The organism is Lactobacillus sp. ESL0259 (assembly GCF_003693045.1).
Taxonomy (GTDB): domain Bacteria; phylum Bacillota; class Bacilli; order Lactobacillales; family Lactobacillaceae; genus Lactobacillus; species Lactobacillus melliventris.
In genome coordinates, this window is the sequence record NZ_REHP01000011.1 from 1 (window position 1) to 13,945 (window position 13,945).

14 protein-coding genes are annotated in these 13,945 nt (G+C 37.6%); 7 read left to right on the forward strand and 7 right to left on the reverse strand.

The features are described 5' to 3' along the window. Positions 1-692 (forward strand): helix-turn-helix domain-containing protein (locus tag F5ESL0259_RS07945; RefSeq protein WP_147446450.1); only part of this gene is annotated, 692 nt, incomplete at its 5' end. Next, entirely contained in the window at positions 680-1,555 is an 876-nt protein-coding gene (locus F5ESL0259_RS07950) for an IS3 family transposase (RefSeq protein ID WP_233558056.1), read from the forward strand. The genes F5ESL0259_RS07945 and F5ESL0259_RS07950, both read left to right, overlap by 13 nt. 55 nt (positions 1,556-1,610) lie before the next feature. Here the strand turns inward: F5ESL0259_RS07950 and F5ESL0259_RS09105 are convergent, their stop codons facing one another. Beyond that, entirely contained in the window at positions 1,611-1,700 is a 90-nt protein-coding gene (locus F5ESL0259_RS09105) for a putative holin-like toxin (RefSeq protein ID WP_081945396.1), read from the reverse strand. A 380-nt stretch (positions 1,701-2,080) separates the two neighbouring features. Between F5ESL0259_RS09105 and F5ESL0259_RS07960 the strand changes: the two genes are divergently transcribed. Both F5ESL0259_RS07960 and F5ESL0259_RS07965 read left to right on the forward strand, forming a co-directional pair. Continuing rightward, complete coding sequence (locus F5ESL0259_RS07960; RefSeq protein ID WP_122038091.1) at positions 2,081-2,518, forward strand: GNAT family N-acetyltransferase; 438 nt, start codon at positions 2,081-2,083, stop codon at positions 2,516-2,518. A gap of 143 nt (positions 2,519-2,661) precedes the next feature. Continuing rightward, positions 2,662-2,901 (forward strand): type II toxin-antitoxin system RelB/DinJ family antitoxin, encoded by a 240-nt coding sequence (locus tag F5ESL0259_RS07965; RefSeq protein WP_122038092.1) that lies wholly within the window; start codon positions 2,662-2,664, stop codon positions 2,899-2,901. 53 nt (positions 2,902-2,954) lie between these two features. Here the strand turns inward: F5ESL0259_RS07965 and F5ESL0259_RS09045 are convergent, their stop codons facing one another. From F5ESL0259_RS09045 to F5ESL0259_RS07980, 3 genes are all read right to left on the reverse strand, one after another. Then, positions 2,955-3,080, reverse strand: a complete 126-nt coding sequence (locus F5ESL0259_RS09045; protein ID WP_255409586.1) for a hypothetical protein — start codon at positions 3,078-3,080, stop codon at positions 2,955-2,957. A 252-nt stretch (positions 3,081-3,332) separates the two neighbouring features. Continuing rightward, positions 3,333-4,298, reverse strand: a complete 966-nt coding sequence (locus F5ESL0259_RS07975; RefSeq protein ID WP_122038093.1) for an AEC family transporter — start codon at positions 4,296-4,298, stop codon at positions 3,333-3,335. Positions 4,299-4,304: 6 nt separating this feature from the next. Then, positions 4,305-5,948: a malolactic enzyme gene (locus F5ESL0259_RS07980; RefSeq protein ID WP_122038094.1), complete on the reverse strand. Its 1,644-nt coding sequence runs from the start codon at positions 5,946-5,948 to the stop codon at positions 4,305-4,307. A 250-nt stretch (positions 5,949-6,198) separates the two neighbouring features. On the opposite strand from F5ESL0259_RS07980, the gene F5ESL0259_RS07985 reads away from it, so the two are divergent. After that, on the forward strand, positions 6,199-6,654 hold the full coding sequence (locus F5ESL0259_RS07985) for a hypothetical protein (protein WP_122038095.1): 456 nt from the start codon (positions 6,199-6,201) through the stop codon (positions 6,652-6,654). A gap of 203 nt (positions 6,655-6,857) precedes the next feature. On the opposite strand, the gene nagA is transcribed toward F5ESL0259_RS07985, so the two are convergent. Further along, positions 6,858-8,012, reverse strand: a complete 1,155-nt coding sequence (nagA, locus tag F5ESL0259_RS07990; protein ID WP_122038096.1) for an N-acetylglucosamine-6-phosphate deacetylase — start codon at positions 8,010-8,012, stop codon at positions 6,858-6,860. 157 nt (positions 8,013-8,169) lie between these two features. Here nagA and F5ESL0259_RS07995 point away from each other — a divergent pair, with 157 nt between their 5' ends. Together F5ESL0259_RS07995 and F5ESL0259_RS08000 are read left to right on the forward strand one after the other, a co-directional pair. Then, complete coding sequence (locus F5ESL0259_RS07995) at positions 8,170-11,157, forward strand: TIM-barrel domain-containing protein (protein WP_122038097.1); 2,988 nt, start codon at positions 8,170-8,172, stop codon at positions 11,155-11,157. 280 nt (positions 11,158-11,437) lie between these two features. Further along, positions 11,438-11,698 (forward strand): hypothetical protein, encoded by a 261-nt coding sequence (locus F5ESL0259_RS08000; RefSeq protein ID WP_122038098.1) that lies wholly within the window; start codon positions 11,438-11,440, stop codon positions 11,696-11,698. Between the two features lie 794 nt (positions 11,699-12,492). Here F5ESL0259_RS08000 and F5ESL0259_RS08005 read toward each other — a convergent pair. Next, positions 12,493-13,008: a hypothetical protein gene (locus F5ESL0259_RS08005; protein WP_122038099.1), complete on the reverse strand. Its 516-nt coding sequence runs from the start codon at positions 13,006-13,008 to the stop codon at positions 12,493-12,495. Between the two features lie 454 nt (positions 13,009-13,462). Continuing rightward, entirely contained in the window at positions 13,463-13,945 is a 483-nt protein-coding gene (locus tag F5ESL0259_RS08010) for a PTS glucose transporter subunit IIA (RefSeq protein WP_122038100.1), read from the reverse strand.

Below are 13,945 nucleotides of genomic sequence, written 5' to 3' on the forward strand. Positions count from 1 at the left end.
TAGCTAAAGAGGTTTGGTGGGATAAGTATTTACTGCAAATTTCCATTTTCAAAGTAGTTGAATATTTAGTCATGAAAAAAGTGCTCCTAATAGTCAGATTAATGTCTAACTATTATGGAGCACTTCATTGGACAAAAATCCAACTGGAGGGTTTTACTATGGTTAAATTTACCGTCAAGCAAAAATTACAGGCGCTTAACTTGCTCAAAGAAGGCTACAGCAGCCGTTCTGTGGCGCAAATGATTGGCACCGGATCACATCAACTAATTGATACCTGGGCTGCGCAATACCAGCACCTTGGTGTTAAGGGCCTAGAAATTCGGCACACCTCGCAAAATTATCGTGGTCAATTCAAGCTCCAAGTCTTAAACTGGAGAAAAGAACATGACGAGACCTATCAAAATACCGCCATTCACTTCAAAATTGCCACACCCAGCTTAATTTGTACTTGGCAAAAACGTTTTGACGAAGGCGGGCTTGATGCGCTCTTTACCAAACGAGGCCGACCACCAATGAACAAATTACCTAAAAAACCAGTTAAGTATACCAGCAGCGAGTTATCTGAATTAGAGCGGCTGCGCTTAGAAAACCGTCAGCTCCACATTGAGAATGACTACCTAAAAAAAGTCGAAGCCTTAGCTCGGCGCAAAGACGCTCAACGCAAGAAGAACGGACCATCATCCAAGAGCTAAGGCATGAGCACGACTATCAACTGCAAGAACTATTGCACTATAGCTTTTTATCCAAGAGCACCTACGAGTATCACCCGCGCAGCAGGCGGAAAAAATACAGCAATCTGGCTTTACTGTCGCTGATTAAAGTGGTTAAAAGGCATAATCCCAGTTTCGGCTACCTGCCCATGACTGACACGCTAAAAATCAAGTACGGCTTGCAGGTGAACCATAAACGCATTTACCGCCTGATGAAGGAGCACAAGCTGCTGGCCCGCAAATACAACTTGCGTGCAGGCAAGTATGATTCATCAAAAGGTCCGCAAGGCAAGAAGGCGAAGAACCGCTTCCACCAGAAGTTTAAGACCGATCGGCCCTACCAAAAGGTAGTCACCGATATCAGCGAGTTTCGCTATGGCAATAAGAGCATGAGCGAACGGTTATATTTCTCGCCCTTTAAAGATCTTTACAGCGGTGAAATCATCAGCTACACCATCAGTCAGCGGCCGCAGACCAAATATGTTCTAGATGGACTCAAGCAGGTTTTGACGATCCGGCCCAAACTGCCTTACCGCATGACTATTCACAGCGATCAGGGCATTCAATACCAGTCCAAAGCATATTGTCAGACCCTAAAACAGCACCACGTTTTTCAAAGCATGTCGCGACGGGCGACCTGCCGCGACAATGCGGCCTGCGAGAGTCTCTTTCACATCATGAAGGTTGAGCTAGACTACTACACCTATACCTATCCAACTAAGAAGGCGCTGCAGGAGGCCATGGAAAAATGGATCAAATACTACAATCAAGCTAGAATCAGGCACACGCTAAAAGGCCGCACCCCGATTGAATATCGGAATACGGCCTTAGCAAACATGAATTAATGTTAACGTCCAATTCTAGGGGTTAACTTCAAAAGTATGATTGGGACGGTCTTTTTTATTTCTTGTGATTGTTGATATAATCCAACAACACAATAATAAACGTGGCGAATGCCAACATTATTTGTAATGCCTGGTAAACGCTCATTGACTGCTTCTCTTTCTAAAAGATTTCGTGCCATAGGCACCATCTCCTTTCCGGATCAACAGCCAACCGCCCTCAAAACAATTTGCTTGAATTCTAAATTAATTATAACAAATACTGTTTGCATATTGAATAACTATAGAGTATTATTGCCAAATCAATGGCTTATTTTGATTATTTCCACTATATAGTATTTTGTTTCCCTCTTTAAAAACTAAAATACATTTTTGACAATGGTAAAAGACGGTTTTACTACCAGTGTACTAAGCCAATCCAAGTTTAAAATGAGCGCATTTTTAAGATATGTAAATAAGACTTTTTAATCAATATTGGGAGCGCTAAAATAGCTTTGTCACGTAAAAAAATATAGGAAAGGAATTTTTATGATTAGAAAATGCCAAGTAGCTGACAGTCCAGCTATTCAAAAAATCAATCAAGTTGAACTAGGTTATGATTATCCTGTAGAAAAAACGGCTGCCAACATTAAAAGGCTGCTAAATGATCCTGAACATCACTATCTCTGGGTCTTTGAAGATGATAATACCCAAAAAGTTGAAGGTTATTTGCATGCAGAAGTTTTTGAAGAAACCTACTTTGACCCCATGTTCAACGTTTTAGCTTTAGCCGTAGATTCTTCTGCCCAAAAGAAAGGCATTGGCAGTCAACTTATGCACACTTTGGAAAAACAAGCTAAAAATTTAGGCATGAAAGAAATTAGGTTAAATTCAGGAGAATCACGTTTAGGTGCTCATAAATTTTACGAAAAACTGGGCTATACCAGTAATAAAATGCAGAAAAGATTTGGTAAAACCATAAAATAATTTATTTAAACTGTAATTGATTTTCGTTTTTTATAAATGTTTACTAACAATAATTTAGCTAGTACATTATATGTAAATTTAAAGCAATTAACTATACTTCATAATACATCTAAAGTGCTACTATGCATATGAGGTGATCAATAATGCTAAGTCCAGAAAAAAGCAAAATTTCGATTTCAGTTAAAGTTAATTCAGAAGATAAAAACCGAGTTACAAAAATATTTAACGGCCTAGGCCTTAATCTTTCGACTGCCATTAATATATTTATAAAGAAAAGTATTGCTGAAGGTGGTTTACCGTTTGAAGTTAGGGATCCATTTTATAGTGAGGAAAATCAAAATGAGCGATTACTTATTATAGCTTGCAAAACTCACTATAATTAAAGCTAAAAATCTCTACATTCACAAAACTAGCATTTTCTTTAAATACTATTCATCTAAAAGTCTGATAAATCTATTGGTGCGGACACCTTTCCTTTTTTTAAATTGGCAACAGATTCATCCATTGCTTTTAATACCTTATCAGAAATACCATTTGATTTGACTAATTCTCTATGTTCCATAACTAAGCACCCTTTATTATATTCTTTTACATATCATAATCATATCTTGATTTAAGCAGTGCAACTAGTTTTTGCTAGCCGTCTGAGCAAAGTGATTGTTAACAACTTGCATAATAAATTTCTCCCTTTTCTATGGGATCCAAAACGGAAAGAATATCATATTGAAATTAATAAAAGAAGAAATAACACAATAAAAACCCGCCTTATTTATACGATTCAAAGACGGGTTTTATATTACAAAATTTTTATTAATTATATTAGTATTTGGGTAATTTCCAAAACTAGTGGAACAACAATTACGAATAAGACCGTTGAGGTGGTCACAACGTTGGTAGCGTATTGCACATCCCCATGTGATTCACCCACTAATATTGGCAAAACTGCCAAGGCTGGAGTAGCTGACTGCACTACTAAAGTTTGTTTAGCTAAACCAGTCAAAGGTGGTAACCAATTTGCACCAACAACAATTAAAATCATCATCAAAGCCGGTACTAAGACAAAACGACCAAGTAATGCCCAGATAGTATCGCGGTCAAGGTGGATTGATTTCAAACCGGCATCTGCCAATATAATACCAATATAGATCAGTGACATCGGGGTGACGATGCCGCCAACCATGCTTAACACAGCCGTAATCCAACTAGGAATTGGCACTTCAACCAGTAAGCAAATCAAAGCTATTAAAAATCCCACTAGTGGCGCTGGCAACAACTTTTTCCAGTTAAATTTTTGCTGCTTGTTCTTTTGTGCGGTCGGATCATCACTAGAAATGAAGAAGACACCAATTGCCCAGGTAGAAACCGTATTTAACACATAATAAATTAAAAAGTATGGCATACTTTTTTGCCCAAATAAGGCAATATTTAATGGTAGGCCAATAAAAATAGTATTGGCGTTCGTAATGGCATTAATAAAAGTACCACGACGACCCTTGCGAATTCGCAAAACCTTGCATAATAACCAGGCAAACAAATAACTTAGGGCAAAGCAGATAATGGCATAGATTAAGCCACCTGTTAAACCGAACAATTTTTGTCGATTCAAATATTTTAAAACAGAAACAAAAATTGAGGCAGGCAGAGCAATATTCATAATCAAATAAGAAATATTGCCTTTAAACTGGTCACCCAGTTTGCCACTCGTGCGCAACCAATACCCTAAAGCAATTACAAGTAGCAGTTCAACAACGCTAGTTAATGAAGTAATAAAGGCTTGCATTTATTCTCACTCCTGCTCATCTTTATATTCAGGCGCCCAGCGAAGTGCTGTTACAGCTTTTTCACCATCTTGAAAATCGTTCTGGTTAAGATGGTCGGCAATGGCCTTGTTAGCCACGGCTTTCGCTACAGTTTGGGAAAAGACATTTAGTTTTTCCACAGGTGGTAACACGGCTGCACCGGGTTTACTGGAATCAACAATGCCGCCAAGTGAGTGAGCCGCTACACTAATCATTTCATCGCTTAAAATCTTGGCATTAACAGCTAAAGCACCCAGACCAAGTCCAGGATAGACCAAGGCATTATTGGCCTGACCTATTTCATACTTGACGCCATTATATTCAACTGGATCAGCAGGAATACCAGTTGCTACCAAGGCTTGGCCTTTAGTCCAATGAATTAAATCTTCTGCTTTTGCTTCTGCTAATTGAGTTGGGTTTGATAATGGGAAAATAATTGGCCGGTCGGTATGGGCAGCCATTTCCGTCACAATATCCTGAGTGAAAGCACCTGAACGGGTTGAAGTTCCTACTAAAATGTCAGGGTGAACTGCCTGCACGACACTCTTTAAATCTTTAAGCTGGTCAGCATTACTGAATTCAGAACGTTTTCTTGCAAAAGGCTTTTGCGCTGGTGTTAAATCAGGTGTATCTTCAAAAAGCAATCCTTGTTTATCCACTAAGTAAAAGTGCTTGCGTGCTTCATCAGGCTGTAAACCTGCTTGCAACATCTCAGCGTAGACCTGTTCAACAATTCCGGTACCAGCAGTTCCGGCACCGAAGCAAACGTACTTTTGGTCTGTTAACTTTTGTCCGCTAATCTTCAATGCTCCCAAAATACCAGCCAAAACAATGACTCCAGTACCCTGAATATCATCATTAAAGGTTAGAATATGATCACGATAATGTTTTAAAATATTATCAGCATTATCCCGGCCAAAATCCTCAAAATGTAAATATAGTCCCGGAAACAGCTTTTCTACAGTTTGCACAAAGCGATCAACAAATTGGTAATAAGGATCTCCATTCACCCGACGCTGATGGTTGCCTAAGTAAAGCGAATCATTAAGTAATTTGTCGTTATTAGTGCCAACATCAAGAACTACGGGTAATACACATGCTGGATCGACACCAGCTGCAGCAGTATAAACCATCAACTTGCCAACAGAAATGTCAACTCCCTGTGTGCCCCAGTCACCAATTCCTAAAATTTCTTCGCCGTCAGTAACTACAATCAACTTAATATCACGGCCATCTGCCGCGTTTTTTAAACTTTCCTCAATTTTATCGGGTTCATTAATTGAAAGAAATGCGGCATATTGCGGATTCACAAACAAATGACTGTAATTTTCAATAGTTTCAGCTATTGTCGGGTCATACACAATAGGCATAAATTCAGTGACATGTTCACTAAAAATTTTAAAGAACAGCACGCGGTTAGTATTAAAAATCGTCATTAGAAAAATTCGTTTTTCTAGATTCGTTGACTTTTCCTGGTATTGTAAATAAACTTCGCGAGCTTGTTCTTCAAGAGTCTGCACCTTTGGCGGTAACATCCCTACTAAATGATATTGTTCTCGCTGCTCTTCTGTATAAGCAGTCCCTTTATTCAAAAATGGGTCATTCAACCTATCTTGTCCTGTTTTAGCCATTTTCTCACTCTCCGTCTATTTAATTATTAATAGCACGTACTATATTCTTAGACTATATCCGGGGTGAAAAAAGTGCAATTAATTTAACTTATAGTAAAAGCGTATAGTGTATAATAAAGAGCTAAATATAGTTAAAGACAAAAAATAAATCTTATTTATTTTTCATATTAATTGTCTGTCACCCTTTTGTTACTGAAAGTAATATGATAAGGTAATTGTATACCGTATATATTTTTGAAAGGAGAACTCAATGAAACTTAAAAAATTATCTACTATCTTTTTTTCTTTAATAATTTCCTTAGGAATGGTGTGCAGTACAGGCAACAACATAGTTGAAGCTAAAAGCAATGTCACTAATAAGCAAATTCGCTTGATCTTAAACTCACCTCATTATCACAAAGTACGGTTAATTAAAGATATTACCGTGAGAAAAATCCATTGGAAATTTCCTCATGCAAGCAGTACATTAGGACACAAAAAGAAACTACCTAAAGGAAAAATTGTTTGTATTATGCAATCTGCATCTGGTTTTGGCTGGCATATTAAGGCTAAGGGACTTCACGGCTCTTATACTATTGATAAACCGTTAAAAGATTTTTCCTGGCTTTCTTTTAACACAAAATCTAAAAAGAAAAGGCATAAGTCACCAAAAAAGACTGCAAAAGTTTCCAATAAAAGAATAGCTAAGAGTTCTAGATCTAAATAGAACGTTTAACTTCCTGACTTAAATAAATAAAATTAATGTATTTGATGGACTAGCAATTTTATCTGAATACATTATTAATACCTTTTCAAAATTCTCACCTACAAAAAATAGTTAGACAATTATTGTCATAGCTCAATAATAACAAGCAAAAAGCCAATTCAACTTGATGAATTGGCTTTTTACAATTTAATCGATTAGTCATATTATGCTTTGTAACGTGATTCACCATTTAAGTAAGTTTCGCTTAAAGTCATATCTGGGTTTAATACTAAGAAATCAGCGTCCTTATCAGGAGCAATTGAACCACATTTATCTAAAACATGAGCGCTCTTAGCCGGTACGTAAGAGGCCATCATGATTGCTTCTTCCGGCGTAGCAACATTCCAGTCAACAACATTTTTAACTGCAGTCTTTAATTGTAAAATACTACCAGCTAAATTATTGCCACCCTTTAAGCGCGCCATACCTTCCTTAACATAAACCGGCAACTCACCTAACATGTAGTCACCATCAGGCATCATGCCAGCTTCCATACAGTCTGTGATCAAGCAAATATGTTCGGCACCTTTAAGCTGAACTAATGCCCGTACCATTTCTTTTTGAACATGGTGACCGTCACAGATCAACTCATCTGTCACATTATGCAGCGCCATTGCCGCGTTAGAAATTGATGTATCGTGGTGTGACGGATCAGGCATACCATTAAAAGTATGAGTAAACATAGTTGCACCAGCTTCAACACCAGCTTTAGCTTCTGCAAAAGTAGCGCTTGAGTGTCCTAAAGCTACAACTACACCCTCTTTAACAGCTGCACGAATGAATTCTTTAGCGCCTTTTCTTTCAGGAGCAAGAGAAATTTTATTTAAAAGTCCTTTTGATTCTTCGCGCCATTGATTAAACTGGTTAATATCAGGGTCAAGCAAGTATTTAGGGTTTTCCGCACCAGCATGTTCTGCAGTAAAGTATGGTCCTTCAAAGTGAAGTCCCTGAATTTTAGCACCAGTTTCTTCACCCTTATGGGCGCCAAACATCTGACAAATTTTGCTTAATGTATCAGCACCGGCAGTGTAAGTTGTTGGCAACCAGCTGGTAACACCTGAACGCAAAAAGCCTTCTGACAAGTGGTTAATTCCTGCCCAGTCACTTTTCATTACGTCTTCTTTTAGTGAACCGTGAACGTGAGTGTCAACAAGTCCCGGTGCTATCCACTTACCTTTATAATCGACAATTTTACCTTCCGGCTTTTGGTCTTCAGTATAATAAAAGCCGAATTTGCCATTATCTTGTACTTCTAAGTAACCACCTTGTTCAGTTACATTTTCAAGAAAGAATTTATCTGCATGAATATAATAAGTCATAATATTTTGGCCTTTCTTTTATAAAATAAACCTCTTACTTATAGCTTCATTTTAGCCTAATCAACTGGTCTTTACCAGTTCAATTTCAAATAGTACGGAAAGTTTTAATTTTTTAGTTATAATAGTGGTATAGGTAACTAATTAGGAAGCAAAAATCATGATTCAAAATACGCAAACAAATAAACACTCATTGGGAGCACTTACTGGTGCCAGCAAGTGTGACCACTATTATGAATTACACTTTGCCACTGGCGAAATTGCGCACTTTTACGTCTTAGCTGACGGTATTTTTCGCCTTTTAATTGATCCAGAGCAAAATTTTATTGAAAATCGAAACGCAAACATTCAGCTGGCGCAATTTGATAATACTGCTTTTACCAATTCTCAGGTCAGAGCTACCAACGATTCCTTAATCATTCATACCGGCAACTATCAAATTATCTTCGGTCAAAATCCGGCTGTGCTCAGTATTTTTGATGAATCGCTGCATCACAACAGGATGCGTCAGTCGCAGCCGCTCGAATTTAGTGAAAACGAAACGCGAGAATTTTTAGCAGAAAACCAAAACGAATTTTTCTACGGTGGCGGACTGCAAAACGGTTATTTTAGTCATAAAGGCCATAAAATCGCAATTAAGCATGATCAAATAACGGGAAAAGGCGGCGTGATCATGCCTGTCCCCTTTTTCTGGTCGAATGCCGGTTATGGCGAATTAAGAAATACCACTGCAGCGGGAAGCTATGATTTTGGTAAAACCCAGCGGGGAGTTACCGCCCTCGCTCATCAAGATGCTGTTTTTGACACTTTTTACCTCCTTGGCACTACCCCCAAGGAAATTTTACAGCGCTATTTCACTTTAACGGGCAAGCCGATGTTACTGCCTAAATATGCTTTAGGTCTCGGCCATATCGGCAATTTCTGCACGACCTTATGGCAGCCAAGCCATGCCCAGGAACGTAATGCCAGCAAAATTGGCAACAATTATTATACCCGTACCAAAGATGAAAATTCCGCTTCGGGTAAGGCCTCACTTAATGGTGAAGAGAACTACCAGTTTTCAGCAAGGGCGCTAATTGATCGCTATCACGCCATGCATTTTCCAATAAGCTGGTTTGTCCCTAACTATGGCGAGCAACCCGAAAATGAGCAGGCTCTTAGTTTCTTTAATGAATACGCGCAAACTCAGGGTGTTCATCCCGGATTTTGGCATCAGGGTGAAGTTGATCTACCTGAAAAAACTGACTTTACTTATACTGCAGCTGACCAAGCAGCTCAAGATACGGCAAAACTCCAAAGTGAATCGCAAAAAGAGCGGCCAATAGTGCTGGCTGACAGTGGCAGTACCGGCATGCAAAAAAACGCCGCACTAATTTTTGGTGGTGTTGGTGGTAACTGGGACAATATTACTAACCAAGTTGCGGGATTACTGGGAGCCAATCTTTCCGGTCAGCCTTTAGTTGGGGCAGCGGTTGATGGTCTGCAAGGCGGCGGCAACGCTCAAATCAATGTCCGTGACTTTGAATGGAAAAGTTTTACCGCTTTACTATTTAACTTTGACGATCAAGGTAATTTCAGTAAAAACCCGTTTGCTTATAATAAGAAAATAACTGAAATTAATCTGGCTTATCTCAAATTGCGCCAGCATTTAGCCAGTTACATTTATACGTTAAATGAACGGGCAAAAAATGGCGAACTGATTATGCGGCCACTATTCAGCGAGTTTCCTGATGAGCGTGCTAATTATACAGCTCAGTTTGGCAACGAGTTTATGTTGGGACCCGACCTTTTAATTGCTCCTATTACGAATGGTCGCGAAGACAAAAACGGTGATTCTCGTAAGGATAATTTATATTTGCCAGGCAAAAAAACGCTGTGGATCGACCTTTTTACCGGTAAAAAATATGCTGGCGGCAAGGTCTACAATAACTTAACTTACCCATTATGGCATCTACCGGTTTTTGTTCGGGGTGGCAGTATTTTTGACTGGAATAAACGTGATTTTCTACTTTATCCTCAAGAGCAGAGTGAAGCCATTAGCTATGACGATGATGGGACAATTGCTGCAAGTAACAGCTATACTACTAAAATCTGCAGTAAAGTTGAGCAGGAAAAGCTGGTGGTCATTATTGCACCGACTGAGGGTAACTTGACAAAGAAATTCGTTGAACAACCTACCAGTCTGACAATTATGTGCGATTCTTACCCTGATGCTGTAACTATTAAAATTAATGATCAAGTTGTCCCCGTAGAAGAATACGGCTCGCTGGCTGCTTTCAATCATGCTCATGAAGGTATTTTTTATAATACTAATTACGGCCTCGATGAGTTTAAAAAATACCATAAGAACACGCAGACTGCGCTGCAAATAAAATTAGCCACTAGAGATATTACCGCCACTGAAATAGAAATCACAGTCCGTAACTTCAACTATGGCAAAAACGTGTTAGTACACGAAATTACCAGTGGCGTCTTACCGTCACCAAAACTACCGGCAGTAGATTCAAGTAAGATCTCGGCTCATTCATTTGAACTTGCCTGGCCTCATGAGAGTGCCGTCCAGATTGAAATAAATAATCTTCTTTATGTTGGCATTACCGGCAAAAGTTTTACCTTTCATGAGTTAGCGCCTAATACCCGCTATATCATCAGGATGCGTTATGCCATTAGAAATAAAGTTTCTGAATGGTCTGACCTTTTCGGTGTCATTACGAAACACGCTGCCAAAGACTATGCGATTGAAAACATTGAGGTAACCAGCAACTGTGATAGTAAAGAAAACCATCCCCTGTCCTATTTGACTGACCTGAAATTGGCGAGCGAATGGCAAACTAGCCAAACTGTTTCACCTGAACAACCGCTGGAATTAACTTTTAGCTTTGAAAAGGTTGAAAAGCTAAGCAGAATGGTTTTTGTGCCCCGGAATATTGATCATAATGGTGATCCTCTTGTTGTTTCAATTGCTGTTTCAACAGATGGTGAAAACTACACTACTTACGCAGACCACTTACAGTGGAAGGCTGATACTAAAAACAAGGTAGTAGGCTTACGGGATGTGCGCGCTAAAAAAGTGCATCTGACGATTTATCAATCATCCGGTCCAATTGTTGCGGCAAGAGAAATTATCTTTTTCAGGGCAAAACGATAACTAAATATAAGAAAAGCACAAAATTAATATGTACTGAGCTCCTAAAAGTTGTCCTAAATTTGGGGCTCTTTTATTTAAAAATTATATTAGACATTTAATTAGGCTTTGACTCATGATTTGTCTATGTATTTTTGTTTTAAGGCTTTATCGAATTGAAAATATGATTACGGTTTCTATTAATTATGCAAAATAACTGTTAAGACTATATTGCTGATTAAAATCAAGATGACCTTGGGTGCGGTGTATACTTGTACTAACATAAATTAGGGAGCTAATATTAATGAAAAAGAAACTGGGTATGTTTATTGCTAGAAAAGTTGGTAATTCTATAGTTCTCACGGTTCCAAGTAAGGCGGGAGTTAAACTTGGTGAACGATTTGAATTGACTCAAAAAGATAACGATACTTTAATCTATAAGAAGGCTATTGACTCTAATCCGTGGTTTAATGGAGAATATGATGATATTGATTTTAAAAAAGAAATTGCAAAAATAGGTAATCCTGATACTATGCAGGTTGGTAAGGAGAATATTTCGTGGTAGCACCCAAACAAGGAGATATTATTTAAATAGATGCTGAACCACATGCAGGACGATAAGAAGGCGACCATGATAGCGGCCCTCAGATTTAGCAATTGGGATGTGTCCTGCCGTTTCCGCTCCTTAATTCTCTTACGTTCGCTCTCAGTTTGGTACTTATAAAGCTCTAGAATGATGTTATTCATCAACTCTACAGGTTAGAATCTTCAAAAAGCCTCGCAAAGACGAAAAAATGCAGTGTGACTCCCTTATGCTTAATTGCGCTCATAATCTTAGTTAAATCCTGTTTATTTTGAAGACCAAAAGGGGTGTAATCTAATGAACAACTGGTGCTAACTTAAAATTAAAAAGTATACGAAAAATCGTTTAGTAATTAATGTTAACCACCAAAATTAAGATAATTTAACCATAAAAATACGACCTCAAAAATTATCTTAATTTCAGAGGTCGTATCAATATCAAAATCGTACATTGGCTTTTGCATAATAATTGGATGTCTAAGTTCTAGTTATACGTCACATTTATTGACTACAAAATATTTGATTTAAATTATTTTTTGTTGCGGTCATACCAATGAAGCACACAATTAACTATAAAAATATCCAAAAGTATAATGCAAAATTGTACAAAAATATTTGTCCACCTATTAGTTATGTAAGGTGATAAATATATTTGATATATGAAAACTATAATTCCAGTCGATATTCCGTACGCTAATGCGTTACGATATTTCACCAATTCATAATAATCAGATTCAGTCTTTTTCTTTCTATTCATTTTGTCTTTTATAAATCGAATTATTGCCAGCCCCACTGAGTAATTACTGGATAGTGATTGATGCCAGTAAGTATCCAATTAACATCAAACCAAACGCCACCTTTAATATTGTCACCAATTGTCGAACTTAGAAAAGCACCAATTGCAGCTACTATAGGGCCTCCATCAGGGCCAACAGCAGCGGTGATAATAGCTGTGAGACCTGTAAGACCGCCTGAAGCAACAGCTTTAGCAGTGCGTTTATCTATAAAAACTTTAACTGATTTTCCAGAATTATTAATTTCAAATTCTAGAGTTGCAGTTTTTGTGCTTTTATTTATTACAAAAGATGATCCATTAATAAGTTGATTGGTATGGGCTATTACTTCTTGAGCAGAGACATATTCAGCATAAGTAATAACCTTTTTAACATCGTCATTAAGAACATATTTATTATTTTTCACTTCTACATATAGGTCAATTTTGTTTACGACGTCTTGACTCAAGACATTAGATAGTTGAGCGTAAGCAGAATTACCAACAGAAGCTGCTGGCACAGTATTTGTGACAGCAAAAGCATTATTATATACTTCTCTTAATCATATATGATTAATTTTAATATAATATGCAATTAATAAAAAGTCAACAATATTTTTAATTTATTTTTATTAATTCAAAATTGATTTGGAATCAATGTAGGCTTTGATCATTTCCTCATTTTTTCTCGGATAGTCGATCACTTGGCCACGACTAGCAGCATGTTAGTAAAATTATTTTGGCAGCACAAATATCATTAAGGATAATATGCTTTTTGCTACTTTTTCCCACAAATATACCAGTGATTTTCAAAATCAGAATAATTCTACGATTAATCTTTAGTTAACCTCATAATAAATCCAAACCTATACTTTTACAATATCAAATAAAAAACGCTCCGAGGTAGTTAAAATTGCAATTAAAGCTGAAGGCTTTAATTTATTTAACCGGTCGAAGCATCTTATTTAAAAATAATTAAGCGTTAAACTGCAAAGTCTGAACTGTGTCACCGTGGGTCGTATCACCTGCCGACACATCAGAAACAGATTTTATGACATCCATATTAGTATAAACAACTATTACCGTATCATCGTAATTTTCAGCCGTAATCAGTTCTGTATTCATACTTGCCAAATAATCATCCTGCTTAACAGTATCGCCCTGTTTGACAGCCACTTCAAAGGGCTCACCTTTTAATTCCACAGTATCAATTCCTAAATGGACCAATATTTCTAAATTATTATCAGTAGTAATGCCGATTGCATGCTTAGTGGGAAAGACTGTGGTGACAGTTCCTGCAACAGGAGAATAAATTTTGCCATCTGTAGGCTTAATGGCGTAGCCATCGCCTAGCATTTTCTGAGAAAAAACTTCATCTTTTACATCTGTAATTGGCATTAGTCTTCCATCACAAGCTGCAGTCACTGTAAAACTGCGTTTTTTAAATATATTAAACAT

Coding starts and splice junctions, on each gene's coding strand:
- F5ESL0259_RS09105 (WP_081945396.1), bottom strand. CDS start 1,700: ATGAGCGTTTACCAGGCATTACAAATAATGTTGGCATTCGCCACGTTT.
- F5ESL0259_RS07960 (WP_122038091.1), top strand. CDS start 2,081: ATGATTAGAAAATGCCAAGTAGCTGACAGTCCAGCTATTCAAAAAATC.
- F5ESL0259_RS07965 (WP_122038092.1), top strand. CDS start 2,662: ATGCTAAGTCCAGAAAAAAGCAAAATTTCGATTTCAGTTAAAGTTAAT.
- F5ESL0259_RS09045 (WP_255409586.1), bottom strand. CDS start 3,080: ATGGAACATAGAGAATTAGTCAAATCAAATGGTATTTCTGATAAGGTA.
- F5ESL0259_RS07975 (WP_122038093.1), bottom strand. CDS start 4,298: ATGCAAGCCTTTATTACTTCATTAACTAGCGTTGTTGAACTGCTACTT.
- F5ESL0259_RS07980 (WP_122038094.1), bottom strand. CDS start 5,948: ATGGCTAAAACAGGACAAGATAGGTTGAATGACCCATTTTTGAATAAA.
- F5ESL0259_RS07985 (WP_122038095.1), top strand. CDS start 6,199: ATGAAACTTAAAAAATTATCTACTATCTTTTTTTCTTTAATAATTTCC.
- nagA (WP_122038096.1), bottom strand. CDS start 8,012: ATGACTTATTATATTCATGCAGATAAATTCTTTCTTGAAAATGTAACT.
- F5ESL0259_RS07995 (WP_122038097.1), top strand. CDS start 8,170: ATGATTCAAAATACGCAAACAAATAAACACTCATTGGGAGCACTTACT.
- F5ESL0259_RS08000 (WP_122038098.1), top strand. CDS start 11,438: ATGAAAAAGAAACTGGGTATGTTTATTGCTAGAAAAGTTGGTAATTCT.
- F5ESL0259_RS08010 (WP_122038100.1), bottom strand. CDS start 13,945: ATGTTTAATATATTTAAAAAACGCAGTTTTACAGTGACTGCAGCTTGT.